This is a genomic window from Candidatus Accumulibacter sp. ACC005, from assembly GCF_907163215.1.
Classification (GTDB): Bacteria; Pseudomonadota; Gammaproteobacteria; order Burkholderiales; family Rhodocyclaceae; genus Accumulibacter; species Accumulibacter regalis.
Map to the genome: position 1 here is coordinate 1 of NZ_CAJQUB010000005.1, position 24,476 is coordinate 24,476.

Below are 24,476 nucleotides of genomic sequence, written 5' to 3' on the forward strand. Positions count from 1 at the left end.
GCGTCGCTGCCGCGAAGTCGGCGGTTGCGGTGGCAACCATCTTGCCAAGCTGTTTTGCGCCACGCCGCGCACTTTCCGGGTACCCAACCCTGAACGGCGCGCGGTGGGTGAGCACGTTCGCGTGCGTATCGGCGCCGGCTCGCTTCGCCGCAGTGCCCTTGCTGCCTATGTCTTCCCCTTGCTGGCGCTGTTGATCGGGGCGCTGGCCGGTTCGGCCTGGGCAGGCGAGCTGGGTGCCATCGGTGGTGCGCTTGCCGGTTTGCTGGTCGGCTGGCTGGGCTTGCGCCGTGCGCAACGGCGTGATGCTGCCGACCCGCGCTGCCAGCCATCGATCACATCTTGATCTTCCTTTCCGCCGTCCCCAGATCCGTTGTATTGCTGCCGGTTTGATCGGCAATGACACTCAGGAGGTATTTGGTGCCATGAAACAGTTGTTTGCGGCTTTCTTGTTGAGCGTTTTTTCGCTGTTTGGGCAAGCCCAGAGTCGCGGCTTGCCCGACTTCACCGAGTTGGTCGAGAAACAGGGGCCGGCGGTGGTGAATATCAGTACCACCCAGACGGCACGTAGCAACGGGCGCGGCGCGCAGCCGTTCCCGTTTGATGAAGACGACCCCATGTTCGAGTTCTTTCGGCGCTTCATTCCCCGCCAGCCGGGAGTGCCCGGTTTCCCGGGTATGCCGGGCGTTCCGGGTGAGCCGCGCGAGTTCCAGAGTCGTTCTCTTGGCTCCGGGTTCATTGTCAGCGCCGATGGTTACATCCTGACCAATGCGCACGTTGTCGATGCCGCAGACGAGATCCTCGTTCGCTTGACCGACAAACGCGAGCTGAAGGCCAGAGTCATTGGTGCCGACAAGCGTAGCGACGTGGCGCTGATAAAGATTGAGGCGACATCGCTGCCGACGGTCCGTCTTGGTGACCCGAATGTGCTCAAGGTCGGCGAGTGGGTCGTGGCCATTGGTTCGCCGTTCGGCTTTGACAATAGCGTGACTGCCGGAATCGTCAGTGCCAAGGGGCGCTCGCTGCCACAGGAGAACTACGTGCCCTTCATCCAGACCGATGTGGCGGTCAATCCGGGCAATTCCGGCGGACCGCTGTTCAATCTCCAGGGCGAGGTGGTCGGCATCAACTCCCAGATCTACAGCCGTTCCGGGGGCTTCATGGGCATTTCGTTTGCCATTCCGATCGACGTGGCGATGGATGTGCAGGCCCAGCTGCGCACGGCCGGCAAGGTCAGCCGCGGCCGCATCGGGGTTGTCATCCAGGAAGTGAGCAAGGAGCTGGCCGAGTCCTTCGGTTTGAATCAGGCGATGGGCGCCGCGGTCAACGCCGTCGAGAGCGGCGGGCCGGCGGACAAGGCAGGTGTCGCCGCGGGCGACGTGATCCTGAAATTCGACGGCAAAACCGTCAATAGCTCCAGCGATCTGCCACGCATCGTCGCCGCGACCGCGCCGGGTAGCAAGGTCAAGATTCAGCTGTGGCGCAAGGGGGCCAGCCGTGAGGTGACCGTGGTGGTCGGTGAGATTCCTGAGGAAAAGCTTGCCGGTCGCGCGACCAGAAGTGGCAAGCCGGCCGAGCGCGCTGCCAATCGGCTCGGCCTGCTGGTCTCCGAACTGACCGCGGAGCAGAAGCGCGAGCTCAAGCTCAACCACGGCCTGTTGATCGACGATGTCCGCGGAAATTCGGCGCGCGCCGAGTTACGGCCCGGCGACGTCATCCTGGCCATCATCTCGCGCGGCACGAGTACCGAGTTGACCGGCGTCGAGCAGTTCAACAAGCTGTTGGCAGCGCTTGACAAATCGGCCAACGTCACCCTGCTGGTGCGGCGCGGTGAGATGCAGACTTTCGTCACCATCAAGGGCCTCAGCGACAGGCGCGCCGAGTGAAGCCGACGACCCGCCTGACGCTGATATCGCGGCGCTACTGCCATCTTTGTCAGGACATGGAAGCGGCCCTGGCAGTCCTTGCGGAGGAGTTGGATTTTGCCGTCGAGGTGCTCGATGTCGACGCCGACGTGGCGCTGGAAAAGCGCTACGACGAATTGGTGCCGGTCCTTCTGCACGATGGCCGCGAGCTTTGCCACTACTTCCTCGAGGTCAGCAAAGTCCGTGATTATTTGAGCGAAATCGGCTAGAATCCGCGCCTTCAGGCAGTTCGACCAAGGGTGCCCACCGGCACCCTTTTTTTCAGGGGCGGCGCGGCCGAGACGGCGCCGACACGATGTCCATGCAACACATCCGCAATTCTCCATCATCGCCCACATCGATCATGGCAAGTCGACGCTCGCCGATCGCATTCATCCACCTTTGCGGCGGACTTTCCGATCGCGAGATGGAGGCGCAGGTGCTGGACTCGATGGCCATCGAAACGCGAGCGCGGGATCACCATCAAGGCCCAGACCGCAGCGCTGCAGTACCAGGCGCGCAGTGGTGAGATCTACAACCTGAACCTCATTGACACCCCGGGGCACGTTGACTTCTCCTACGAAGTGTCACGCTCGCTCTCCGCCTGTGAGGGAGCCTTGCTGGTCGTCGATGCCTCACAAGGCGTCGAAGCCCAGACCGTCGCCAACTGCTACACGGCGATCGAGCTTGGCGTCGATGTCATGCCGGTTCTGAACAAGATCGATCTGCCTTCAGCGACGCCGGACAAGGCGCGTCAGGAAATCGAGGATGTGATCGGCATCGACGCCAGCGAAGCGGTATTGACCTCGGCAAAAACGGGCCAGGGCGTCGAAGACGTCCTGGAAGCGATCATTGCGCGCATTCCCGCACCCAAGGGTGACCCGGAGGCGCCGCTCAAGGCACTGCTGATCGACGCTTGGTTCGACAACTACGTCGGCGTGGTGATGCTGGTGCGCGTCTTCGACGGTACGCTGCGACCGAAGGAGAGGATACGCCTGATGGCCACCGGGTCGACGCACCTCTGCGATCAGGTCGGCGTGTTCACCCCGAAAGCGGTGCCCCGTGACGCGCTGCGCGCCGGCGAGGTCGGCTACATCATCTCCGGGATCAAGGAACTGCAGGCCGCCAAGGTCGGCGATACGGTGACCCTGTTTGATCGGCCGACGGCCAAGGCCTTTCCGGGATTCAAGGAAATCAAGTCGCAGGTCTTCGCCGGCCTCTATCCGGTCGAGTCCAATCAGTACGACTCGCTACGCGACGCCCTCGAGAAGCTGACGCTCAACGATGCCTCGCTGCATTACGAACCCGAGGTCTCGCAGGCGCTCGGCTTTGGTTTTCGTTGTGGCTTTCTCGGCCTGCTGCACATGGAGATCGTCCAGGAACGTCTTGAGCGCGAGTTCGACCAGGACCTGATCACCACGGCACCAACGGTCGTCTATGAAGTACTGCTGCGTGACGGCGGCGTCGTTCAGGTGGAGAACCCGGCCAAGCTGCCGGATCTGTCGAAGACCGAGGAAGTCCGCGAACCGATCATCACCATTACCGTCTTCGTGCCGCAGGACTACCTGGGCAATGTCATTACGCTGTGCAACCAGAAACGCGGCAACCAGGTCGACATGACCTATCACGGTCGTCAGGTGCAACTGGTTTACGAGATGCCGATGGCCGAAGTGGTGATGGATTTCTTCGACCGCCTGAAGTCGGTTTCGCGTGGCTACGCTTCGCTCGACTACGAGTTCAAAGAGTATCGTGCGGCCGACGTGGTCAAGCTCGACATTCTGATCAACGGTGAAAAAGTCGACGCCCTGTCGGTGATTCTGCATCGCAGCAACGCCATCTATCGCGGGCGTGAACTGGCGGCCAAGATGCGTGAGCTGATCCCGCGGCAGATGTACGATGTCGCCATTCAGGCCACCATCGGCGCCAACATCATTGCCCGTGAGAACGTCAAGGCGATGCGCAAGGATGTCACCGCCAAGTGTTATGGCGGCGATATCTCGCGCAAGAGGAAACTGCTCGAGAAGCAGAAGGCAGGCAAGAAGCGCATGAAACAGGTCGGGTCAGTCGAGATTCCACAGGAGGCTTTCCTTGCTGTGTTGCGTGTCGGCAAGTAGAGGGGAGTGAACCAGTGAATTTTGCATTGATCCTGTTGATCCTGTTGCTGGTCAGCGGTGCTGTCTGGGCGGCGGATGCCTTCTTTTTTCGCAAGCGCCGGGCGGTCGACGCCAGCGAGCCGTGGTGGGTCGAGTATGGGGCAAGTTTCTTTCCGGTCATTCTGGTCGTCTTCGTGCTGCGCTCGTTCATCGTCGAGCCATTCAAGATCCCGTCCGGCTCGATGATTCCGACGCTGCTGGTCGGTGATTTCATTCTCGTCAACAAATATACGTACGGAATTCGTCTGCCGGTTGCCAACCTGAAGATCATCGACATTAACAGTCCGCAGCGGGGTGACGTGATGGTCTTTCGTTATCCGGAGGATCCCTCGCTCGACTACATCAAGCGCGTGATCGGTATCCCCGGAGACAAAGTCGCCTACCAGAACAAGAAGCTGACGATCAATGGTTTGCCCGTACCGCTGGAGGAGGTTGAGGATTATCTGCATCCGGAACGGCTGTACTACTCGGAGCAATTCATCGAGAAACTGGGCGACGAGGGACATCGAGTGCTCAATGATCGGGATGCGCCGGCGTTCATTCCCCATCCCGCGCAGTTCCCGAACCGCGGGAATTGCACCTACAATAGCGTCGGCGTGATCTGTACCGTGCCGCCGGGCGAGTATTTCGTGATGGGCGACAATCGCGACAACAGTCGTGACAGCCGCTTCTGGGGCTTCGTGCCCGAAGAGAATATTGTCGGCAAGGCTTTCTTTATCTGGTTGAATTTCAGTGATTTCAAACGGATTGGCTCGTTCGGTTGAGGACTCACACTATGACTATCAAGCGTCAGCGTGGTTTGGCACTTTCCGCTCTCCTGCTGTGGGGCATCGTTATTGGCCTGGTCGCCATCCTCGTCATCCGAGTACTTCCCGACGTGATCGAGTATTTCAAGATTAGGCACGCGGTCAAGGTAGTAGCCGCTGAGTCGTCGGGTAAGACCGTCCCCGAGATTCGGCAGGCGTATGGCCGCTATGCTGAAGTCGAGCATATCAAGACCTTCGGCCCGGCTGATCTGGATGTCTTCAAGGAGGACAACCAGGTGGTCGTTGGCTTTGCCTACGAGAGGCGTATCCCGCTCGTAGGCAATGTCAGCCTTCTGATCGATTTCTCCGGCTCGTCGTCGGCACGCGACTCCGGACAATGACCGAGCGCGGATTCGAAAAGGCGTTCGGTTACAGCTTCCGGGATGGCGAACTCCTGCAGACGGCCCTGACGCATCGCAGCTACTCTTCTCCGCATAACGAGCGCTTCGAATTTCTCGGTGATGCCGTTCTCAATGCGGTTATCGCACGGCGCTTGTTCGAACAATTCCCGACGCTTCCCGAAGGCGATCTGTCGCGGCTGCGGGCCAATCTCGTACGGCAGGACAGCTTGCACCAGCAAGCGCTGGCGCTCTCATTGGGCGACTACCTGCTGCTTGGAGAGGGTGAGCAGAAGAGCGGCGGGCATCGACGCCCGTCGATCCTGGCCGATGCCCTCGAGGCGCTGTTTGGCGCCGTGTGGCTGGACGCCGGTTTCGCCGCGGCCAGCGAAGTGATCCTTCGCCTGTACCAGGACATGCTCGCGCAACTGGCGCCAGGAGAAGGGATCAAGGATGCCAAGACGCGCTTGCAGGAGTACCTGCAGGGCCGACGCCTGGCTTTGCCACAGTACGCGCTGACCAATACTGCGGGCGAAGCGCACGCGCAGCACTTCACGGTTACGTGCACCATCGACGCCCTGCGTGTCTGCAGCGAAGGCAGCGGCAGCACGCGCCGTGCGGCAGAACAGGTGGCTGCTGAACGAGCGCTCGACGCGGTGACCGGCGGATGAGTGAAATCCGCTCCGGACGGATCGCCATCGTCGGTCGCCCAAACGTCGGCAAGTCGACGCTGCTCAACGCTTTGATCGGCGAAAAGGTGAGCATCGTCTCGCGCCGCGCGCAGACCACTCGCCATCGCATTATGGGCATCCTCACCGCGGCAGATGCGCAGTATGTCTTCGTCGATACACCAGGTTTCCAGACCCGGCACGTCAACGCGCTCAACCAGGCGATGAACCGTGGCGTCAGGCAGGCGCTTGCCGAAGTGGACGTCATCCTGTTTGTCGTCGAAGCCTGCCGCTTAGACGACCGTGATCGCGCGGTACGCAAACTGCTGCCCGAAGGCTGTCCGGTGATCATCGTGGTGAACAAGATCGACCAGATCAAGAACAAGGCCGAGCTCTTGCCTTATCTCACGCAACTGGCTGGCGAGGCTGAGTTTACGGCCATCGTTCCGGTCAGCGCGACGCGCCGCGCGCAGCTCGATGCGCTGCTTGGCGAAGTGCGCAAGCACTTGCCGAACGACGAGCTGCTCTTCGCTGAGGACGAGATTACCGACCGCAGCGAGAAATTCCTGGCTGCCGAGTATATTCGTGAAAAGCTCTTTCGCCTGATTGGCGACGAACTTCCGTACGGCGCCACCGTCGAGGTCGAGCGCTTCGTCGTCGACGGTGAGCTGCGCCGCATCAGCGCGGCGATTGTCGTCGACCGTGCCGGACACAAGTCAATTGTCATCGGCAAGGGTGGCGAAGTGGTCAAGCGAATTGCCTCCGAGGCGAGACAGGACATGGAGCGGATGTTTGGCGGGCCAGTCTTTCTGGAAGTTTTTGTCAAGGTCAACTCGGGTTGGGCCGACGATGCGCAATTGCTCAAGAGCCTGGGCTACGAATAGGAAGCATCGTGCCTCGCGGCAAGACGCGCCGAAGAGCTCGATGCTGGCCGGCGAGCAGGCCGGGACGTGAATCCGCGGCACAAGGTCGATGGACAGCCGGCGTTTGTGCTGCATGCCTACCCTTACAGCGAAACGAGCCTCATCGTCGATGTCTTTTCGCGCGACTTCGGGCGTGTGGCGCTGCTCGCGCGTGGCGCGCGCCGGCCGCGCTCGGCCTTGCGTGGCGTGTTGTTGGCTTTCCAGCCGCTTGAAGTCGGCTGGGCGGGTCGGGGCGAGGTGCTGACGCTGATGAAAGCCGAGTGGCGGGGCGGACAGCCCCTGTTGGCGGGAAAAGCGCTGTTTTGCGGCTACTACCTCAACGAACTATTGATGCACCTGCTGCCGCGAGAGGATGCGCATGCTCGCCTTTTCTCGGTCTATGCGGAGACTTTGCGCCGTTTTGCCGCTGGCGCGCAGGAAGCGGACCTGCGCTGCTTCGAACGGGCGCTCCTGCAGGAACTCGGCTACGGGCTGATGCTCGACACCGACGCCGACGGTGTCATGGTAGAGGGCAACGCGCACTACGGCTACGAGATAGAGCGCGGCCCGGTACGCCTTGCCGGGCCGGGCGACTCGCTGCTCGCGGTGAGCGGCAGGACGCTGCTCGACCTGGCGCGGGAGGATTTTTCCGATCCTCGCTCGCTGGCCGAAGCCAAGCAGCTGATGCGCACGCTGATTGGCCACTATACCGGAGGCAGGCCCCTGGCAAGCCGCCGGATCTTCAGGGAGCTACAGGAACTATGATCGAACTTGGCGTCAATATCGACCACGTGGCGACGATCCGGCAGGCGCGCTGTACCTACGAGCCCGATCCGGTCTGGGCGGCGGTCGAAGCGCACCTCGGTGGGGCCGATGGGATCACCATCCACCTGCGCGAGGATAGGCGACACATCCAGGACGCCGACGTCGAGAAGCTACGTGAGCTGGCGCAGATCAAGCTCAACCTTGAACTGGCGGCGACCGAGGAAATGATCGCCATCGCCTGTCGCGTCAAGCCGCAGATGGCGATGCTGGTGCCGGAAGGTCGGCACGAAGTGACGACCGAAGGCGGGCTCGACGTCCTCTCGCAAGAGCCCGCGCTGCGCCGGACGGTGGCCCGTTTGGCGGACGCCGGCATCATCAGCAGCGTCTTTATCGACGCCGACCCGGCGCAGGTGGAAGCCGCCGCACGCATCGGTGCGCGCGTCTGCGAGATCCACACCGGCCCTTATGCACACGCTTTCTATACCCAGGGGCGAGACCCCGAAAGCCCTGCGGTCCTGGCCGAGATCGAAAAGATCAGCGTCGCCGGGGCGGTGGCGCGCGAGCTCGGCATGCGTTTCAATGCCGGGCACGCGCTCAACTACTTTAACGTCCAGCCGGTGGCGCAGTTGGTCGGCATCCGCGAGCTGCACATCGGCCACGCGATCATCAGCCGGGCGATTTTCGTCGGATTGCGCGAGGCGGTCCGGGAGATGAAACGCCTGCTGCGCGAGGCGCAGGCGCAGGCAACGGCCACATGATCGCGGGTATCGGCACCGACATCGTCGCCGTGGCGCGCCTGGGTGGGCTCTACGAGCGACACGGCCAGCGCGCGCTGGCCAAGCTCTTGTCGGCGCGGGAATGCACGGAATTCGCGCGTGCCCACCAGCCGGCGCGCTTCCTCGCCAAGCGCTTCGCCGCCAAGGAAGCATTCGCCAAGGCGCTCGGGATCGGTCTGAGGTCGCCGGTGACGCTGCCGAACATCGCGGTCGTTCATGATTCACTGGGCCGCCCCCTGTTCGAGTACGCAGCACCGCTGGCCACGCTTCTCGCCCAGCGTGGGCTGGTCGCCCACCTCTCGATAAGCGACGAGAACGACTATGCTGTTGCCTTTGTGATCATGGAGCAGGCGGGGACACCATGAATGAGACGAACTCACCCATCCAACGGCCGCTCGGCCCGTTGATGATCGACATTGCCGGGCTTGGCCTGTCAGAGCTCGAACGCCAGCGTCTCTGTCATCCACTGGTCGGCGGTCTGATTCTTTTTTCCCGCAACTACCAATCGCCAGAGCAGCTCGAACAGCTGACCAGCGAAGTCCACGCCCTGCGCGAACCGGCACTGCCGATCGCCATCGACCACGAAGGGGGCCGGGTGCAGCGCTGCCGGCACGGCTTCACGCCCCTGCCGGCGATGCGCCGTCTCGGCGAGTTGTGGGAGCGCGACCCGCGGGCTGCGCTGACGGCAGCCGGCGAGCTGGCTTATGTTCTCGCTGGCGAACTGCGTGCGCGCGGCGTCGATCTGTCGTTTACGCCGGTACTCGATCTCGACTGGGGGAGAAGCAGCGTCATCGGTGATCGTTCCCTGCATGGCGACCCGGCGGTTGTTGTCGAGCTGGCGGCGGCGTTCATCGCCGGATTGCGCAGTGCCGGCATGGCCGCCTGTGGCAAGCACTTTCCCGGGCACGGCTGGGTCGAGGCCGATTCGCACGTCGACCTGCCCGTTGACACGCGTCGGCTGGACGAGCTGGCGCCCGACCTCGAACCGTACCGGCGCTTGCCGCTCGATGCGGTGATGCCGGCGCACGTGATCTACCCGCAGGTCGATTCCCGCCCGGCGGGCTTCTCGCCGGTCTGGATACGTCTGCTACGCGAGGAACTGGGTTTCGACGGGGTGATCTTCAGCGATGATCTGTCGATGGCCGGGGCCAGCGTCGCTGGCGACATCGTCGCGCGTTGCACGGCCGCCTGGGACGCCGGTTGCGACATGTTGCTGGTGTGCAATACGCCGGAATCGGTCGGCGACCTGCTGGCCCGCTGGCGACCGGTCGCCGACCCGCAGCGCGCCGCACGGGTCGAGCGCCTGTCCCCGCTGACCCGGGCCGTCGATTGGACCAGCCTGCAGCAGGAAGACGTTTATCAGGCCGGGATCAAGGCCGCGCGAGAACTGTCGGCCTGAGGAAGAGAACGGGCAGCCGAGGCGGGGGCCTCTCGCCGATGGCAAGCGGTCGCCGCGTGGCGGATGGCTAGCGAACGCGCGAGCGGTATTCGTTGGAGCGGGTGTCGATATCGATCTTGTCGCCGATCTCGACGAAAGCGGGGACCGGCAGCTCGAAACCGGTGGCCAGACGGGCCGGTTTCATGACCTTCCCCGAGGTGTCACCTTTCACTGCCGGCTCGGTATACACGACTTCGCGAACGACGCTGCTCGGCAGGTCGACCGAGATCGCCTTGTTGTTGTAGAAGACTGCCTCGCAGGCCATACCATCTTCGAGATAGTTGAGCGCGTCGCTCATGCAGTCGGCTTCGATTTCATACTGGTTGTACTCGGCGTCCATGAAAACGTAGAGCGGATCGGCGAAGTACGAGTAGCTGACTTCCTTGCGCTCGAGCTGGATGACGTCGAACTTGTCGTCGGCGCGATAGACGGTTTCGCTGGGGGAGTCGGTGAGCAGATTCTTCATCTTCATCTTGACCACCGATGCGTTGCGACCGGATTTGACGTACTCGGTCTTCAGAACCACCATCGGGTCATTGCCGACCATGAAGACATTGCCGGCGCGAAGCTCTTGTGCTGTTTTCATAGCGCATTCCAGAAAACGGTTGGGGAAAACCCAAAATTATAGCCTGGAACGGGCAAAGCGCAGCAGGCGAGTGCTCAAATCATCCTCTCTGGCGAGTGCCTTTTGCCACCGTCGCGCGTGCTCGCGCAGCGTCGGCAGACACAACGCGAAGTTCTGCCAGTGCGCGCCGTCGACGTGCCCCACGTTCCACGCCTGCCAGAATTCGCGCACGGCGGTCGCGCTCACTGCGGGCAGGTCGGTGCAGTAGAGGTCCAGGAAAGCGTCGAGCTTGGCAAGATGGGCGCTCTCGTGCTGCGGGTAGATGTGCCAGACCATTGACCGCGCTGCCCATTGCGCCCGCACGAAGGAATCCTCGCCGCGGACGAAGTTGACGTCGCAGAGCCACAGCAGGTGGTCGTAAGCGCTCTGTTCGAGGAAGGGAAGGAGGCGGAGTTCAAGCACGCCGCGGCGCACGACATCGCCGGCCCGGAGCGGGTGGCCGGCGTAGCTTTCGATCGCCTTCAGTGGGCGCGAGAGTGGCGCCAGGCAGCAGACAGGCGTCTGCGCGTCCTGCCAAAGCCGCAGCAGTTCGCCGATGGCTGGATTCTCATAGGCGAACAGCGACACCAGCAGGCTGCCCGCAGGCGGTGGCCCACCGCCCGCCTGGCGCCAGAAGGCGGTGTGTTGGTCGGGGCTGGCGGCGAACTGCTGGCGGCGGGCGAGAAGGTCGTGCTCGCGCAGCAGACCGCCGGTGTCGCGGGTGAATCCGGGAAAGAAGAAGAACTTCTTGAGCGGCAGTCGCGGGTGCGGCGAGGGCAGCGCATGACAGCCAGCCACCCAGGCTTCGGCGCTCAGATAGTCGAGGTTGATCCAGACAGGGCGTGGCGATTGCTGCGCCATGGCGGCGATGAAAGCGTCGGGGATTCGGCAGGCGAAAGTTTCCAGGACCACCGCCGCAGGGGGCCAGGCGACGAAAGGCGCTTCCCAGCGGCGGACTTCCACCCCGTGCAACTCCTGGATCGACAGCACTGGGTCCGCTTCCGGAAGCAGCGCCCGGAAGGTCTCCATGTCATCGACCCACAGGCGCACGTGCAGCTGCCAGTCGCTGGTCAACTGCCTGGCCAGGCGCCAGCAGACGCCAACGTCGCCGAAATTGTCGATGACCTTGCAGAAGATATCCCAGTCGGGTCGAGTAACGCTGTTCGGCATGAGGGCGGGCGAGTGGGGCGAAGGCGCGCCGTGGGGCGCAGAAATGGGGGCTGTGGAAGCGGGGCGAGCGGGCGTGGTAACATCAAAAGTGCCGGGTTTTGCTACCTCTAGCCGCCCCTCGCCATCCTACGCCAGCCGGCGGCCGCCGCGAACGCCCATGACCCCCTTCGACGCCAAACCTCTGCTGGCCACGCTGACCGAACTGCCCGGCGTCTATCGGATGGTCGATGCCGGCGGCACGGTGCTCTACGTTGGCAAGGCAAAAAATCTCAGAAAACGCGTCGCTTCGTATTTTCGTGATCGCCACCCGAGTCCACGGATCGCGCTGATGGTGGCGCAGGTTGCCGCTGTCGAGACGACGGTGACGCGATCGGAGGGCGAGGCACTGCTCCTCGAAAACAATCTCATCAAGAGCCTGGCGCCGCGCTACAACATCCTCTTTCGGGACGACAAGTCCTACCCCTACATCGTCCTGACGCGTGACCGCTACCAGCGTCTGGGCTTCTTTCGCGGCGCGACCGACAGGCGGGCCGACTATTTCGGTCCCTTTCCCTCGTCGCAGGCCGTGCGCGAGAGCATTCATCTGCTGCAGAAGATGTTTCGCCTGCGCACCTGCGAGAATGCGGTGTTCAACAACCGCTCGCGGCCGTGTCTGCTGTACCAGATCAACCGCTGTTCGGGGCCTTGCGTCGACCTGGTGGCGCCCGAGCGTTATGCGGAGGACGTCGAGATGGCAACGATGTTCCTGCAGGGGCGCCAGCAGGATGTGATCGGACGCCTGTCGGCGGCCATGGATCAGGCGGCGGGAAAACTAGCTTTCGAACAGGCGGCGATCTGCCGCGATCAGATACAGTCCCTGCGGCAGGTACAGGAAAAGCAGTACGTGGAGAGCGGCAGGGGCGGCGATGTCGACGTCGTCGTCGCCATTGAGGAAGCGGGCACGCTGTGCGTCAATCTGGCGATGGTTCGCGGTGGGCGCCATCTCGGCGACAGGCCGCAGTTTCCCCGCAACTCGGCGGATTCGTCGCCACGCGAAGCGCTGAGCGCATTTCTTGCGCAGCACTACGCTGTGCACCCCATTCCGTCGCGCGTGCTCGTAAACCTGCCGCCAGGCGATGACGAGCTTGCCGACTGGCTCGGCGAAACGGCCGGTCGGCCGGTCAAGGTCGCCCAGCCACGGCTGACGGTGCAGCGCATCTGGGTGGAAATGGCCGAGCAGAACGCCCGTCTGGCGATCGGTGCGCGGAACAGCGCGCTGTGCCGGCAGGGCGATCGTCTTGAAGCGCTCTGCGAGGTACTGGACCTTGACGTCGAGGACGGTAAGGAAGCGCGTATCGAGTGCTTCGACATCAGCCATACGCAGGGCGAGGCGACGGTCGCTGCCTGCGTCGTCTATCAGGGGAGCGGCATGCGAAAGACGGACTACCGTCGCTTCAATATTGACGGTATCCAGGCCGGCGACGACTGTGCGGCGATTCGCCAGGCGGTCTTGCGGCGCTACGCCAAGCTACTAACCACTGACGGCGCCGTACCCACGCTGATCCTGATCGACGGTGGTCGCGGCCAGGTCGGCTCGGCGTTATCGGCACTCGAGGAGCTTGCTCTGGCGGATCTGCCCTTGTTGGGTGTTGCCAAGGGAGAGGCGCGCAAGCCGGGACGGGAAACGCTGATATTCGCGGATGGCCGCGAGCCGTTACAATTACCGTCTGAGCATCCCGCGCTGCATCTGATCCAGGAGGTCCGCGACGAGGCGCATCGTTTCGCCGTTTCCGGCCATCGCGCCAGGCGCGGCAAGGCGGCGCAGTCGTCGCGACTTGAAGAAATCGGCGGCATCGGGCCCAAGCGTCGCAAGGGGCTGATTTCGCGTTTTGGCGGTTTGCAGGGTATTGCCGATGCCGGGGTCGACCAACTGACCGCCGTCCCAGGGATCAGCCGAGAGCTGGCCGAGAAAATTTACGCAGCGTTGCACTGATGCCACTGAACATACCGATTTTGCTGACCTGGCTACGGATCATCCTGATCCCGCTGCTGATCGCCATCTACTACGTTCCCGAGTCCTGGGTGCAGTTCGTCGGGCGCGATCCGGCGGCGACAGTCGTCTTCGTGGTCGCTGCGGTCACCGACTGGCTTGACGGCTATCTGGCGCGTCGCTGGCAGCAAACCTCGGCTTTCGGCGCCTTCCTCGACCCGGTCGCCGACAAGTTGATGGTCGCCGCCGCGCTGATCGTGCTCGTGCAACTGGGGCGGCTCGACGCCATCCTGGCAGCGATCATCATCGGCCGCGAGATTACCATTTCCGCCCTGCGCGAATGGATGGCGCAGATCGGCGCCCACCGCAGCATCGCCGTTTCGATGATCGGCAAGATCAAGACCACCGCCCAGATGATGGCCATTCCCTTTCTGCTCTATCACGCGCCGCTCAAGGGCTTAGACGTCTTCCAGGCCGGTACCTGGCTGATCTACGTCGCCGCCGTACTCACCCTGTGGTCGATGGGCTACTACATGCGCATGGCCTGGCCGCACCTGATCGAAGAGGACAGAAAGCGTTAGCCGCGAATGCGATAGCGTGGCCAGGGCACCTGCGGTGACGCGCGGATTGTGCTCCAGGCATTGACAGGTTCGGGCAGGCCTTTATAATGCGCCTTCGCTTCATGCGGGAGTAGCTCAGTTGGTAGAGCGATACCTTGCCAAGGTATAGGTCGAGAGTTCGAGACTCTTCTCCCGCTCCACATTCCTGCCGAGTGGCCAGTTTTTCCGCCCTCAACGGCAGTTCCTGCCATCAGGCAGGCACGGCGCGATAGCAAAGCGGTTATGCACCGGATTGCAAATCCGTTCAGCCCGGTTCGACTCCGGGTCGCGCCTCCATAACAAGATAAATAAAATCAATAAATTGAAAGTTTTCCCCAAGGACAATTTGGTGCCCTTGGTGCTTCAAATCGGTTGGTAGCCGCTTCATGCTACCTCGCCCGGGTAGCGGTGCTATCCAACAAGCGGATCGTGCGGGGCGTGTAGCTGAGTGTAATTGCGCTCCTCATGGCGTCCATCGAAAAACGTGGGGGAGCGCTTCCAGCTGCGTGTGAAGCAAAAGCTGCTTCCGCACCCGTTTTTTTTGGCCGCTTGCGCCGCTGGAAAATTAGTGCCAAGGGCTCACGCGAGCTGCCATGGTGTGTTCTTATTCGATGGCCTGTTGTACGGCCAGGTAACACGGGCCCCGCCCGTAGCGGCAATACCGCTACAAGGAAGTTCTTCCATCGAGCGTGACGGTGCGCCATCCGCTCCCGGTCACCTGCTCTCCATCACGCTGCGTGGCCAGAAAACCACCACACACCATCACGGACAGTGACCGTATTCACAATTAGCTCGGGTGTGCAATCGACGTATCGGTAGCGTGGGCCGTAGCTCTCGAGTTCCGCGCTAAAAAGTAGCCAGCCGCTGGATCAGCCAGAACGCACCGAGCGAGCCGATCGCATAGGCAGGCAGCAGCTCGGCGCGCGGCGGCATGCGCTTCAGGAACGCGCGAGCTGTGCGAATCAAGAGCAACACCACGGCGACGAACGCCAGCTGACCCAGCTCGACACCGATATTGAACAACAACAAGGCGAGCGGTACGTCGCCGGGCGGCAGACCTGCGTGCGACAGAGCGCTGGCGAAGCCGAAGCCATGCAGCAGGCCGAAGGCGAAAGCGACGACCCAGGGGTGGCGAATGCTAAAACTGGTCCCGCCCCGGCGTGCCTTGATGATTTCCAGGCCGAGAAACACGATCGACAACGCGATGGCGGCCTCGATCGGCGGCCCCGGAGGCTGCACGTAGCCCAGAGTTGCCGCGGCCAGGGTAATACTGTGGGCGATGGTAAAGGCAGTAACCGTTTTCACCAGCATCCAGCCGGTACTGACAAGCAACAACAAGCCCAGCACAAACAGCAAATGGTCCGGCCCCGATAGGATGTGATACATGCCCTGCCACAGGAAATCTCCCACCAGCGACAGCACGTCTGGAGACGCCTCGATTGTCACCCAGGGTTCCGATGGCCTGGCGATCACCATCCAGCTGCGCCCATCCAGCAGTTTTACCTTGACCACGACATCGGTGATCGTGTACTGCAGGCCGGGGAATTCAATGCGCTTGCCGCCAAGGCCTTCGGGACCGGCATCGATCCGGCGCCGTTCGAGCCGCGAATCGGCAAGCTCCATGATCACGGGGTCCTGCAAATTTCTCGCGTTGTCCGGCACCTGCAGCACGACCGGCAAACGCTGGCCGGCTTTCACAGGGGTGCGCCAAACCATGCTGTATTGCCCGGGCGCCGTCTCGTCTATTTTCAGATAGGCTGGACGGGACTCGTGCGCCATCGCGACCGGTATGGCCGCAGCCCAGACCACTAGGCCGGCGAGGAGCCAGGCAGCGACGTACCAGAAATGGCTCAATGAACGATTCAAAGGGGCGCCCCCTTGCCTTGCGCAAGCGGCTCCGCGCCAACCGGCACTGCCTTGGTGTCCGCAACCGCTGCGCCATCGACGGACACCGGTATCCGCAGGGTGTACTTGGCGCGCATCTCCTCGTAAGCCTTCCGCCACGCGACTTCCTTCTGGACACCGAGCCAGGCTGTCTTTACGTCCCGCTCTATCTCTTCGAAGGCCGGAACCCGGCCCGGAACAAGGGAGTCGACGTAGACCAGATGCCAGCCAAAGCCGGACTCGATCGGTCCTTGCCAGGAACCAGGCGCAAGCGCCTCGACAGCCACCGCGAATTGCGGCCCGAATTCCTTCGCCAGCGATACTGATGTCTGGTCGGCGTAGTAGCCTTGGTACATGAACCGGTCGGCGAGTGTTTCGGCAAGTTGCGAGTCCACCGCTTGTCCATCCAGCTCGGCCAGGGAGCGAACGGCGTCGTCGTAGGCCTTTGCGCCGCGAATGTCCGGAGAAAAATACAGATGCCGGAAGCTCAGCCGTTTCGGCATCGCGAACTTGTCGCTGTTCTCTGCGTACCAGGCCCGCAACTCCTCGGTGGTAGGCTCCTGGGCCGCCGCCAGATCCTCGGCGACGAACTGCATCTTCTGCGCCATCCGACGTTTCACGATCTCATCGTTCTTGTCGAGGCCCATGGCCAAAGCTTCCCGATAGAGGACCTCCTGGCGAACCTTGTTTTCGACCATGGCGGAAAATTCTTCTGGCGTTGGCGAGCGACGCCACTGCGACTCGTAGATCGTGTGCAATTGGGTGAGCTCCTCAAGCGTCAGCGCGATCTCGTAGGATGACCCTGCCTCTGCGTCAGGTTCCAGATACGCGTAACCGACAAACAGAACCGCACCGAGCACCATGAAATGCAGCAGCGGTTCGCGCAGCAGGCGCTTGATCGAAATTGGATTCACAGACTCACTCTCTTCCCGCAAAAACGAAGGGCCCTTGCGGACCCTCCAGAATACTTGGCCGAATCAGTTGCTCAATCGCTTCGTCTGAGCGATGCGGAAGGGCCGTAGCTGTCGGCCGCGCCAGAGATTACGCCGGGCTCGCTCACATGTCTTGCGACGCAACTCTGGATTGACCGCAACTGGACTACTTTACCTCGCTGTCGTAATGAAGGAAATCGGCCTGGTTCTTCTTGGCAATCTTCTCGGCCACCGCCTTGGGTAGCGGGTCGATCAGCTGCGGTGGTTTGGCCAGCAACTCGTAGTTGGCGTAACCGAACTCGTTGCTACGCGCAGCGTAGACCATATCGCCGAGCTTGTAGAAGGTCGCCTCCAAGGGATGATCCTGCAGCAAGGTCACCACCTTGCCGTCCTTGATCGAATAACCGGCGCTCATACCCTCGTAGCCGTTACGGGCAACGTCGCCGACCAGGCTAGGCTGGTGAATATTCCTGCCGACGTGGTAGACCGTTTGCTGCCCCTCTTTTCTATAGCTGACCTTGAACAGTTCGCCCGTCACGTTGTTGCGGTACCAGTGCGCCTTGCCGATAAGCAGCGCCTCGAGCTGCTGCTGGGTCAGTTGCTTGGCGCCCTTGCCCTTGAGCGCCGCGACCGTGAGCCCCGGCTGCGCGGCCTTACGGGCCTTGTCGGTAGGGGTGTACCAGATGGGTGAACTCCAGGCGCGCTCCTGCACCGTTGGTGGCACGGTGTCGGGTGGCGCTATGCCAAGCTGTTTTGCCTGGATGGTGGTCCAGCGCGGCGTCTCGATCTCCAGCACGCGCGCGTAGTAGAACGCGTGCTGGCTCGGATCGAAAGCCGGGTCGGTCCAGACCTTCTTCAACTCGACCGAGCCGAGGCTGTTGCTGTAGCTTGCCTTGTCGATATCCACCGTGCTTTTAAGGGGGGGAATCTTTTTGCTCCACTTGTCGGGCTTGCGGTCGCCCGACCAGACCACATCGTAAACATGCTCGAAGCTCTGCCCATCTTTGGTCCAGCCCTTTACGATCTGGATGCGATCGAGATTGCCCGCGGTCGGGTCTTTCGCCGCCCACACGACAAAGCTTGGTGCCTTGCCTTGCAGTGGCGGCAAATCGCTTCCCATGGGCACTCCGCCGCGATAGGCTTTCGTGATCCAGTCGCCATCGTTCAGCAAATGCTGGTCGTAGTCCCAACCACCGAACAGGCGCACCTTGATGTGCGGGCCGCTGACGCCAAAGGTCTCCCTGCGATTCATGGCATCAAACAGGGAAGCGCGGGTGTTCTCCTCCGCCCATACACCGGTGAGGCCGGCGGGCTCCTCGTAGCGCACGTCGATGCCGGCGAAGTTATGGCCGCTCATGCGTGTTTCGATGGTGCCGTCTTCCTGCGCATGGCCGCCAAAAAAGTTCTCCTGACGATAGGGGGTCGCCGTGTTGTGTGAATCGGCCGCCGCCCCGAACCCGAATTTGTAGGGGTTGAAGCCACGCGTATCCTGCATCGCGAGACCGTCCTTCAGAGCCTGGCGCGCGTAGCTACCGACGATCTTGTCGACGCGACCCGACTCCGCGGGCAGTCCGAGCAGCACGCTCCAGATAGCGAAACTGGAGAACTCGTCGTTGGGCGAGAGCAAGGGGTGGGTCTCGGACTGACCCTTAATCTGCTTTATCTCGATGAGCCGCTCGTTGCGCACGCGCGACTCGGCCCAGGCGGCATCAATCGGCCGGCCCAGGCTGTCCACGTCGGTCGGGTACATCCAGCCGTCAGACAGATTCGCGTTATGCGAGATCGCCAGCAGTTCGTTACCGGCCTTGCGCTGTCCATCCATCCAGTTCCACAGCTCGGCGGGGTGCACAGAATCCAGCGCGGAAAACGGCATCTCCGGAACCTTCGCGCAGTCACGGAAAAACACGTTGCGGTGCAGGTTGCGGTTGTCGGGCATCGATGTCCATTCATAGGAGCAGAAGGCCGTAAACTTTCCCGGCTCATTGGCCGCGTTGGCGATGTCGTTGTTCTCCTTCCAGACCGTGCCGGCGACCTTCGGCGACATCAACGCTTTGACGGGCGGGCTCGACAGCAGCTTGACGACAGCCAGGAAGGCCCGCTGCTGCTGCTCCTTGCTGTTCGGGTCGGTGACGATTAAACCCTGGGCCTCGGGCAGTTTGCTGGTGTACGACCCCGGTGTGTTCGCCTGCTTGGTGACCCCGACATACTCGGAATGATCCGTAACTCCCATGAAGTCCATTGGCGTGGTGATGCGGATATCGTAGCCAAGCGGGTGCTTGATGGTCTCGCCTTTGGCGTACTTGTAGGCGTCGGCAGGACCTGTGATTTTGTTACCGAATACCCACGCGTCCAACGACCAGCTGGTATGTAGGTGCGTCTCGCCGAAATAGGCGTTGCGATTGGGATTGGGTTCTTCGGCCCAGGCAGTCAGCGCCGCACTCAGCGCCGCAAGCGTCAGTATCGATCGGGCTCGGTAGGTTCGTTTCGACTTCATCGCAATCTCTCCTAAGGAAAATAGCCGCTTGCGCCGCCGGATAACAGCGTCAAGGGCTCACGCGACTGTTCTAATTCGATGGCCTGTTGTACGGCCAGGCATCACGGGCCCCGCCTATAAGGCGGCCAATACAGCTACAAAGAAGTTCTTCTATCAAGCGTGACGGTGCGCCATCCGCTCCCGGTCATCCTCGTGTTTGCCGCCTGCGCCTCCAGTCAACAAGCCCTGTCCACTTTGGTGTGGAATACGCAGTTACGTTCGCGAACCGCTACATCTATCCGGTCATCCTGTCCGGCCCGGATCCCGTCTCGGAACAGCGGGATCGGAATCCAGGCCCTGTCGTGCTTCGTTGCTGACGTCTCTGTCAACCGCCGAAACGACGATCAATCTCTCCCTTTGGCATTCATCTCCGCGACCCGCTTCATCTGCTCCTCGGTCATCTCCGGCGGCCCCGGCTTGAACGTGATCTTGTGGATCGTGCCGGAGAAGTGGAACGGCGGCTTGTAGTCGCGATCGTCGACGCCGGTCCGTGTGTCGTAGCCGACGTCCATCCACTCGTCCATGATCTCGACGGCGGGCACCGTGTGGGGAATCGTCTGCTTCGCCACCTCCACACCATCCACGGACAGCACGCCGGTGCCACCCTTGGCGAGCCCCGGGCCGTCATACTGGAAGTCGAACACCACGGTGTGTCGGCCGGAGGGAATCGCCTGTGCGCCCTCCCATCGGAAGCGGTGCAGATCGACCAGGTTGTAGGTGAAGACCGGTTTGCCCTTCAACAGGTAGAGCCCCCAGCCATTGAAACGGCCGCCCTCGGTGATCAGCATGCCCTCGGCACCACCTTGTGGGATGTCGATGTCGGCAGTGACCTTGAAGTCCCGGGCGAGATAGGGAGGCATCGCCCCGAGCGCGATCGAGATCGGCGCGACATAGCTGAACTCGGTGATGCCAGGAGAACCGCTCGGCCGCGGCCGTAAAAAGCGCTGGAACCCCTCGTTGTCGAGCGGGAACACGTTGTATTTCTTCGCTTCCTTAACGAAGACCGCCTGCAGTTCCTTGAGCTTCGCGGGATTCTTTTTCGCGACGTCTTCGAACTGTGTCCAGTCCGTCGTGAGGTCGTAGAGTTCCCACTCGTAATCGAGCACGTCCGGCACCTTGACGCCCGGGTTGTTATCCCATGGTGCGATCACCACCTTGGTGTTGGCGTACCAGCCGTCGTGATAGATCGCCCGCTGGCCGATCATCTCGAAGTACTGCGTCTTGTGTGTTGTCGGCGCGTCGGCGTTCTTCTGGTCGAACGTGTAGACCATGCTCACGCCCTCGATCGGGCGCTGCTTGATGCCATCCACATACTCGGGCGCGGGGACGCCGGTGGCCTCCAGGATCGTCGGTACGACGTCGATGACGTGGTGGAACTGATTGCGGATGCCGCCCTTGTCCTTGATGCGAGCCGGCCAGGAGATCACCGCGCCGCTGCGATTGCCACCGAGGTACGACGCAACCTGCTTCGTCCACTTGTAAGGGGTGTCGAAGGCCCAGGTCCAGGCCACTGCCATGTGCGGAGCCGTCTCGGGACCGCCCCACTTGTCGTAGAAGAGCGCCAGCTGATCCTTCACCGGGACGTCGATGCCATTGTACGCCGCGTAGTCGTTGGGGGTGCCGACCGTGGTGCCCTCGGCGCTGTTGCCGTTGTCGCCCTGCAGCCAGATGATCAGCGTGTTGTCGAGCTTGCCCTGGCGCTCGATCTCGGCGATCACGCGACCGGCCTCGTGGTCGGTGTAGGCGTGGTAGGCGGCGAACACGTCCGCCTGCTTGATGAACATTTTTTTCTCATCGGCCGACAGTTCCTCCCATTCCTTCAGGTTGGCTGGTGGGCCCTTGGGCCAGGCCGTCAGCTTGGCGTCGGGCGGGATCACACCGAGCTTCTTCTGGTTGGCGAAGATCGTCTCCCGCAGTTTGTTCCAGCCTCCGTCGAAGAGGTGCAAGGCGCTGATCTTGTCGATCCATTCCTTGGTCGGATGGTGGGGTGAATGAGTGCCTCCCGGCGCGTAGTAGAGCAGGAACGGTTTGTCGGGGTGCGTCGCGTCGATCCGGCGCAGGTAGTCGATCGCCTCGTTGGCCATCGCGGTGGTCAGGTTCCAGGTACCCTCGGGCTGGTCCCGCCAGGGGAAGATCGCCGTGTGGTTGCGGAAGAGATAGGGGGTCCACTGGTTGGTCTCGCCTACCGGGAAGCCGTAGAAATATTCGAACCCGTAGCCCGAGGGCCACTGGTCGAATGGTCCGACATCGGTCGTGACCCATCCGGGCGTGTTGTGGTTCTTGCCAAACCACGAGGTCGCGAAGCCGTTGTCCTTGAGGATGCGTCCGACCGTCGCGCGGTCCGGCGTGATGTTGGCGTCATAGCCCGGGAAGCCGGTGGACGCCTCGGCGATCACGCCGAAGCCCATCGTGTGATGATTGCGACCGCTGATCGTCGCGGCCCGCGTTGGCGAGCAGAGCGCGGCGTTGTGCATGGCCGTGTAGCGCAAGCCGCTGGCGGCGAGCTTGTCCAGAGTCGGGCTGGGAATCACACCGCCAAAGGTGCTGGAAGTGCCGAAGCCGGAGTCATCGATCTGGATCAGCAGGACGTTGGGCGCGCCCTTGGGCGGCACGACACGCGGTGGCCACCAGGCCTTGGATCCATCAACGGTTTCCTTGATCACGCCGCCGAATTTCGGCGCCGGTGCGGGCAGCTGATTGCCCGGGATGGTCGTGGTGGCGCTGGGCGAGCCGAGTTTGCCGGTCACTTGCGGCGTGCTGTCGCCCGAACCCCCGGCCTGGGCCGTGCCGAGCCCAAGGCCGAGGAACAGGGCCGTCACCGCAAGCCCGAGGCCTTTCGCAAGTCGGAATCTAGTCAAGCGATGCATGCCGTCCTCCTCTCTCTCTGTGCCCCGATCCAGGGCGAAAAAAGAAACTAGCCCTATGCTGAAGAATAGGAAATTCAACCATCCTTCGATGAGCATAACGGGCGCCGAGTTCAGCCGTCAATCGCCGGTTCTTGGCCGGCACACTCGCGATGTGCAGTAAGGCTGGCGAACGGTAGCACGCCATCACCGACTTGATGATTCCGCCGTGGCCCTCTTACGGCCACCCAACCGACCTCGCGACGACGATCTCCGGAGAAAACTGCCCGCTGTCGTGCACCTCTCCGCCAGCGTCAAGCGCTTGGACGCGTTTTCTGAAGTGCCGCCAGCTCGCCCTGCAACCGCGCGGCTTCCACGGCTGTGCGCAGCAGACTGGGCTTCAGCGCAGCCTCCCGCGCGACATCGCCGAGGTCGCGCAGCCCGTGGCAGACGAGGTCGTGATCGCGCTGAGCCCGCGCCTGCGCGTCTGGGTCGCCGCCGAGCCGGCCGACTTTCGCTGCGGCATCGACGGCCTGGCCCGGCGCGTGCGCCAGGTCCTGGCCGAAGACCCCTTCAGCGGCGCCCTGTTCGTCTTTCGCAACCGCCGGCAAACGGCGGTCAAACTCCTGGTCTATGACGGTCAAGGTTTCTGGCTGTGTCAGAAGCGCCTATCGCAGGGCCGCTTCCGCTGCTGGCCCAGGGAGTTGCCGGGACAAGTGCTCGCCCCGCACGCCCTGGCGGTACTGCTCTCGGGAGGCGATTACGCGGCGGCCGGGGGGATGCCGCCCTGGCGGGTGCTCGCCTGACGCTTACGTTCCACGCCCGGAGCCGGCATAACGGTCGGCGTGTCCACGATCCTTTCCTACCGCGGTCGCACGGTCACTACCGGCGACCTCGAAACCATCCGCGCGCTGCTCAAAGCGCATCCCGACGCCAGCCGCCGGGCCTTCTCGCAACGCCTGTGCGAACACTGGGACTGGCGTCAGCCCAATGGCGCGTTGCGCGACATGGTCTGCCGCAGCCTGCTGCTCGCCCTGCACCGGGCCGAGCACATCTGCCTGCCAGAAGTCCGCCACCGCCCACCGAACAACGCCATTGTCCGCCGCCGGCCGCCGCCGGTGGCAGTGGACCGCTCGCCGCTGGAACAGCCTCTTCGCGCCTTGCGCCCCGTCGAACTGGTGGCGGTCCGCCGCACGCCACTGGAAGGACTCTTCGATCACCTGATCGCCGAGGCGCATTACCTCGGCCCGATGCAGGGTGTCGGCGAGCAGCTCAAGTACCTGGCTTTTAGCCAGGGGCGGCCACTCGCCTGTCTGGGCTTCACCTCGGCGCCCCGTCACCTCGCTCCGCGTGACGGCTTCATCGGCTGGTCGCCGGCCGTGCGCCGGGCGCATGTGCACGAGATCGCCTACCAGAGCCGCTTCCTGATCCTGCCGTGGGTGCGTGTCCCGCATCTGGCCTCGCACCTCCTGGGCCGAGTCGCGCGCCGGATTGGCGCCGACTGGCAGACGCTCTATGGCCATCCGGTGCATTACCTGGAGACCTTTGTCGATCCCGAGCGCTACGCGGGGGCCTGTTACCGGGCAGCCAACTGGCAGGAACTGGGCCTGACCACCGGTCGCGGCAAGGACGACCTGAGCCATCGCCCGAACCGTTCCCGCAAGCAAGTCCTTGGCTACCCGTTGCATGCGGACTTCCGTCGCCGCCTCGGTGCTCTGGCATGAGCCGGCGCCGGCAGAAACCGCCCCGGCGGATACAGATCCCGATTCAGGAGCTCAACGCCATTGTCGAGCGCACCCGCGACGGCGCCTTGCCCGAGGCCGAGCAGGCCACCCTCAAGGCGGCGGTGGACACCCTCGCGCGGGTGACCGCCGAGCTCGAGCCGACGCAGACCACGCTGGCACGGGTACAGCGGATCGTCTTCGGCTCGCCGAGCGAGCGCACGGCCGCGGTGCCCGGTAAGGAGAAGAAGACCAAGGGCCCCGGACACGGTCGCAACCCGAGGCCGAGGACTATTCCCGCGCGCCACGCATTGCGGTCGCCCATGCGCGCCTGAAGCACGGCGATCCCTGCCCCGAGTCGGGTTGCGGGGGGGGCTTGCAGCGTCGCCGAAAGCACACGGCTTCTGGAACTTCGATCGGGTCAAGCGATTCCGACGCGACAGGGTTGTCGGCGTGGCGCTGATTGAATCGTCA

Annotated in this window: 22 protein-coding genes, 2 tRNA genes and 1 pseudogene; 19 read left to right on the forward strand and 6 right to left on the reverse strand. The window is 62.8% G+C overall.

Annotated elements, in window-relative coordinates; genetic code table 11:
- The 12 genes and pseudogenes from QZ613_RS05100 to nagZ all read left to right on the forward strand — a co-directional run.
- The coding region (locus tag QZ613_RS05100) for a SoxR reducing system RseC family protein (protein ID WP_291981717.1) at nt 1-343 on the forward strand (343 nt) is incomplete at its 5' end.
- A 79-nt stretch (nt 344-422) separates the two neighbouring features.
- Complete coding sequence (locus QZ613_RS05105; protein WP_291866517.1) at nt 423-1,883, forward strand: DegQ family serine endoprotease; 1,461 nt, start codon at nt 423-425, stop codon at nt 1,881-1,883.
- The gene (locus QZ613_RS05110) at nt 1,880-2,131 is read left to right on the forward strand and encodes a glutaredoxin family protein (protein ID WP_291866513.1); all 252 of its coding nucleotides are present in this window, start codon (nt 1,880-1,882) and stop codon (nt 2,129-2,131) included. Before QZ613_RS05105 ends, QZ613_RS05110 begins: the two co-directional genes overlap by 4 nt.
- Nucleotides 2,132-2,223: 92 nt before the next feature.
- Nucleotides 2,224-4,015: pseudogene (gene lepA, locus QZ613_RS05115) on the forward strand (translation elongation factor 4).
- A gap of 14 nt (nt 4,016-4,029) precedes the next feature.
- On the forward strand, nt 4,030-4,818 hold the full coding sequence (gene lepB / locus QZ613_RS05120; RefSeq protein WP_043568603.1) for a signal peptidase I: 789 nt from the start codon (nt 4,030-4,032) through the stop codon (nt 4,816-4,818).
- An 11-nt stretch (nt 4,819-4,829) separates the two neighbouring features.
- Nucleotides 4,830-5,201, forward strand: a complete 372-nt coding sequence (locus QZ613_RS05125) for a DUF4845 domain-containing protein (RefSeq protein WP_043568607.1) — start codon at nt 4,830-4,832, stop codon at nt 5,199-5,201.
- Nucleotides 5,198-5,869: a ribonuclease III gene (rnc, locus tag QZ613_RS05130; protein WP_043568611.1), complete on the forward strand. Its 672-nt coding sequence runs from the start codon at nt 5,198-5,200 to the stop codon at nt 5,867-5,869. Before QZ613_RS05125 ends, rnc begins: the two co-directional genes overlap by 4 nt.
- The gene (gene era, locus QZ613_RS05135) at nt 5,866-6,750 is read left to right on the forward strand and encodes a GTPase Era (protein ID WP_043568616.1); all 885 of its coding nucleotides are present in this window, start codon (nt 5,866-5,868) and stop codon (nt 6,748-6,750) included. Before rnc ends, era begins: the two co-directional genes overlap by 4 nt.
- A 66-nt stretch (nt 6,751-6,816) precedes the next feature.
- Nucleotides 6,817-7,533, forward strand: a complete 717-nt coding sequence (recO, locus tag QZ613_RS05140; protein WP_043568618.1) for a DNA repair protein RecO — start codon at nt 6,817-6,819, stop codon at nt 7,531-7,533.
- Nucleotides 7,530-8,291: a pyridoxine 5'-phosphate synthase gene (locus QZ613_RS05145; RefSeq protein WP_043568620.1), complete on the forward strand. Its 762-nt coding sequence runs from the start codon at nt 7,530-7,532 to the stop codon at nt 8,289-8,291. The genes recO and QZ613_RS05145 overlap by 4 nt, the downstream gene beginning before the upstream one ends.
- Nucleotides 8,288-8,674, forward strand: coding sequence for a holo-ACP synthase (gene acpS / locus QZ613_RS05150; RefSeq protein WP_043568622.1), 387 nt, complete (start codon nt 8,288-8,290; stop codon nt 8,672-8,674). Before QZ613_RS05145 ends, acpS begins: the two co-directional genes overlap by 4 nt.
- Nucleotides 8,671-9,708: a beta-N-acetylhexosaminidase gene (gene nagZ, locus QZ613_RS05155; RefSeq protein WP_291866498.1), complete on the forward strand. Its 1,038-nt coding sequence runs from the start codon at nt 8,671-8,673 to the stop codon at nt 9,706-9,708. The genes acpS and nagZ overlap by 4 nt, the downstream gene beginning before the upstream one ends.
- Nucleotides 9,709-9,775: 67 nt before the next feature.
- Here the strand turns inward: nagZ and efp are convergent, their stop codons facing one another.
- Nucleotides 9,776-10,333: an elongation factor P gene (gene efp / locus QZ613_RS05160; protein ID WP_043568628.1), complete on the reverse strand. Its 558-nt coding sequence runs from the start codon at nt 10,331-10,333 to the stop codon at nt 9,776-9,778.
- A gap of 36 nt (nt 10,334-10,369) precedes the next feature.
- Nucleotides 10,370-11,521 carry an elongation factor P maturation arginine rhamnosyltransferase EarP gene (gene earP, locus QZ613_RS05165; RefSeq protein ID WP_291866493.1) on the reverse strand — a complete coding sequence of 384 codons (1,152 nt, stop codon included), beginning with the start codon at nt 11,519-11,521 and terminating at the stop codon, nt 10,370-10,372.
- A gap of 157 nt (nt 11,522-11,678) precedes the next feature.
- On the opposite strand from earP, the gene uvrC reads away from it, so the two are divergent.
- The 4 genes from uvrC (at nt 11,679) to QZ613_RS05185 (ending at nt 14,386) form a co-directional block, all read left to right on the forward strand.
- Nucleotides 11,679-13,493, forward strand: a complete 1,815-nt coding sequence (uvrC, locus tag QZ613_RS05170; protein ID WP_291866490.1) for an excinuclease ABC subunit UvrC — start codon at nt 11,679-11,681, stop codon at nt 13,491-13,493.
- Entirely contained in the window at nt 13,493-14,071 is a 579-nt protein-coding gene (pgsA, locus tag QZ613_RS05175) for a CDP-diacylglycerol--glycerol-3-phosphate 3-phosphatidyltransferase (protein WP_043568635.1), read from the forward strand. Before uvrC ends, pgsA begins: the two co-directional genes overlap by 1 nt.
- Before the next feature lie 103 nt (nt 14,072-14,174).
- Nucleotides 14,175-14,250, forward strand: a tRNA-Gly gene (locus QZ613_RS05180).
- Between the two features lie 62 nt (nt 14,251-14,312).
- Nucleotides 14,313-14,386 (forward strand) — tRNA-Cys (locus QZ613_RS05185).
- Between the two features lie 549 nt (nt 14,387-14,935).
- Here QZ613_RS05185 and QZ613_RS05190 read toward each other — a convergent pair.
- From QZ613_RS05190 to QZ613_RS05205, 4 genes are all read right to left on the reverse strand, one after another.
- A complete protein-coding gene (locus QZ613_RS05190) occupies nt 14,936-15,868 on the reverse strand; it encodes a HupE/UreJ family protein (RefSeq protein ID WP_291866576.1) in 933 nt (310 codons plus the stop codon).
- An 83-nt stretch (nt 15,869-15,951) separates the two neighbouring features.
- Entirely contained in the window at nt 15,952-16,887 is a 936-nt protein-coding gene (locus QZ613_RS05195; RefSeq protein WP_291981719.1) for a peptidylprolyl isomerase, read from the reverse strand.
- A 184-nt stretch (nt 16,888-17,071) separates the two neighbouring features.
- A complete protein-coding gene (locus QZ613_RS05200) occupies nt 17,072-19,399 on the reverse strand; it encodes a DUF3604 domain-containing protein (protein ID WP_291981722.1) in 2,328 nt (775 codons plus the stop codon).
- Between the two features lie 383 nt (nt 19,400-19,782).
- On the reverse strand, nt 19,783-22,305 hold the full coding sequence (locus QZ613_RS05205) for an arylsulfatase (protein WP_291981724.1): 2,523 nt from the start codon (nt 22,303-22,305) through the stop codon (nt 19,783-19,785).
- Nucleotides 22,306-22,724: 419 nt separating this feature from the next.
- Here QZ613_RS05205 and tnpB point away from each other — a divergent pair, with 419 nt between their 5' ends.
- Genes tnpB through QZ613_RS05220 form a run of 3 tightly spaced genes read left to right on the forward strand, consistent with a single transcriptional unit; the run spans nt 22,725 to nt 24,337 of the window.
- Nucleotides 22,725-23,087: an IS66 family insertion sequence element accessory protein TnpB gene (gene tnpB, locus QZ613_RS05210; RefSeq protein ID WP_291981726.1), complete on the forward strand. Its 363-nt coding sequence runs from the start codon at nt 22,725-22,727 to the stop codon at nt 23,085-23,087.
- A 39-nt stretch (nt 23,088-23,126) separates the two neighbouring features.
- Nucleotides 23,127-24,005, forward strand: a complete 879-nt coding sequence (locus QZ613_RS05215; RefSeq protein WP_291981727.1) for a DUF4338 domain-containing protein — start codon at nt 23,127-23,129, stop codon at nt 24,003-24,005.
- Nucleotides 24,002-24,337 carry a hypothetical protein gene (locus QZ613_RS05220; protein ID WP_291981729.1) on the forward strand — a complete coding sequence of 112 codons (336 nt, stop codon included), beginning with the start codon at nt 24,002-24,004 and terminating at the stop codon, nt 24,335-24,337. The genes QZ613_RS05215 and QZ613_RS05220 overlap by 4 nt, the downstream gene beginning before the upstream one ends.
- Nucleotides 24,338-24,476: the final 139 nt, after the last annotated feature.

Coding starts and splice junctions, on each gene's coding strand:
- QZ613_RS05105 (WP_291866517.1), top strand. CDS start 423: ATGAAACAGTTGTTTGCGGCTTTCTTGTTGAGCGTTTTTTCGCTGTTT.
- QZ613_RS05125 (WP_043568607.1), top strand. CDS start 4,830: ATGACTATCAAGCGTCAGCGTGGTTTGGCACTTTCCGCTCTCCTGCTG.
- rnc (WP_043568611.1), top strand. CDS start 5,198: ATGACCGAGCGCGGATTCGAAAAGGCGTTCGGTTACAGCTTCCGGGAT.
- era (WP_043568616.1), top strand. CDS start 5,866: ATGAGTGAAATCCGCTCCGGACGGATCGCCATCGTCGGTCGCCCAAAC.
- QZ613_RS05145 (WP_043568620.1), top strand. CDS start 7,530: ATGATCGAACTTGGCGTCAATATCGACCACGTGGCGACGATCCGGCAG.
- acpS (WP_043568622.1), top strand. CDS start 8,288: ATGATCGCGGGTATCGGCACCGACATCGTCGCCGTGGCGCGCCTGGGT.
- nagZ (WP_291866498.1), top strand. CDS start 8,671: ATGAATGAGACGAACTCACCCATCCAACGGCCGCTCGGCCCGTTGATG.
- efp (WP_043568628.1), bottom strand. CDS start 10,333: ATGAAAACAGCACAAGAGCTTCGCGCCGGCAATGTCTTCATGGTCGGC.
- earP (WP_291866493.1), bottom strand. CDS start 11,521: ATGCCGAACAGCGTTACTCGACCCGACTGGGATATCTTCTGCAAGGTC.
- uvrC (WP_291866490.1), top strand. CDS start 11,679: ATGACCCCCTTCGACGCCAAACCTCTGCTGGCCACGCTGACCGAACTG.
- pgsA (WP_043568635.1), top strand. CDS start 13,493: ATGCCACTGAACATACCGATTTTGCTGACCTGGCTACGGATCATCCTG.
- QZ613_RS05190 (WP_291866576.1), bottom strand. CDS start 15,868: ATGGCGCACGAGTCCCGTCCAGCCTATCTGAAAATAGACGAGACGGCG.
- QZ613_RS05200 (WP_291981722.1), bottom strand. CDS start 19,399: ATGAAGTCGAAACGAACCTACCGAGCCCGATCGATACTGACGCTTGCG.
- QZ613_RS05205 (WP_291981724.1), bottom strand. CDS start 22,305: ATGCATCGCTTGACTAGATTCCGACTTGCGAAAGGCCTCGGGCTTGCG.
- QZ613_RS05220 (WP_291981729.1), top strand. CDS start 24,002: ATGAGCCGGCGCCGGCAGAAACCGCCCCGGCGGATACAGATCCCGATT.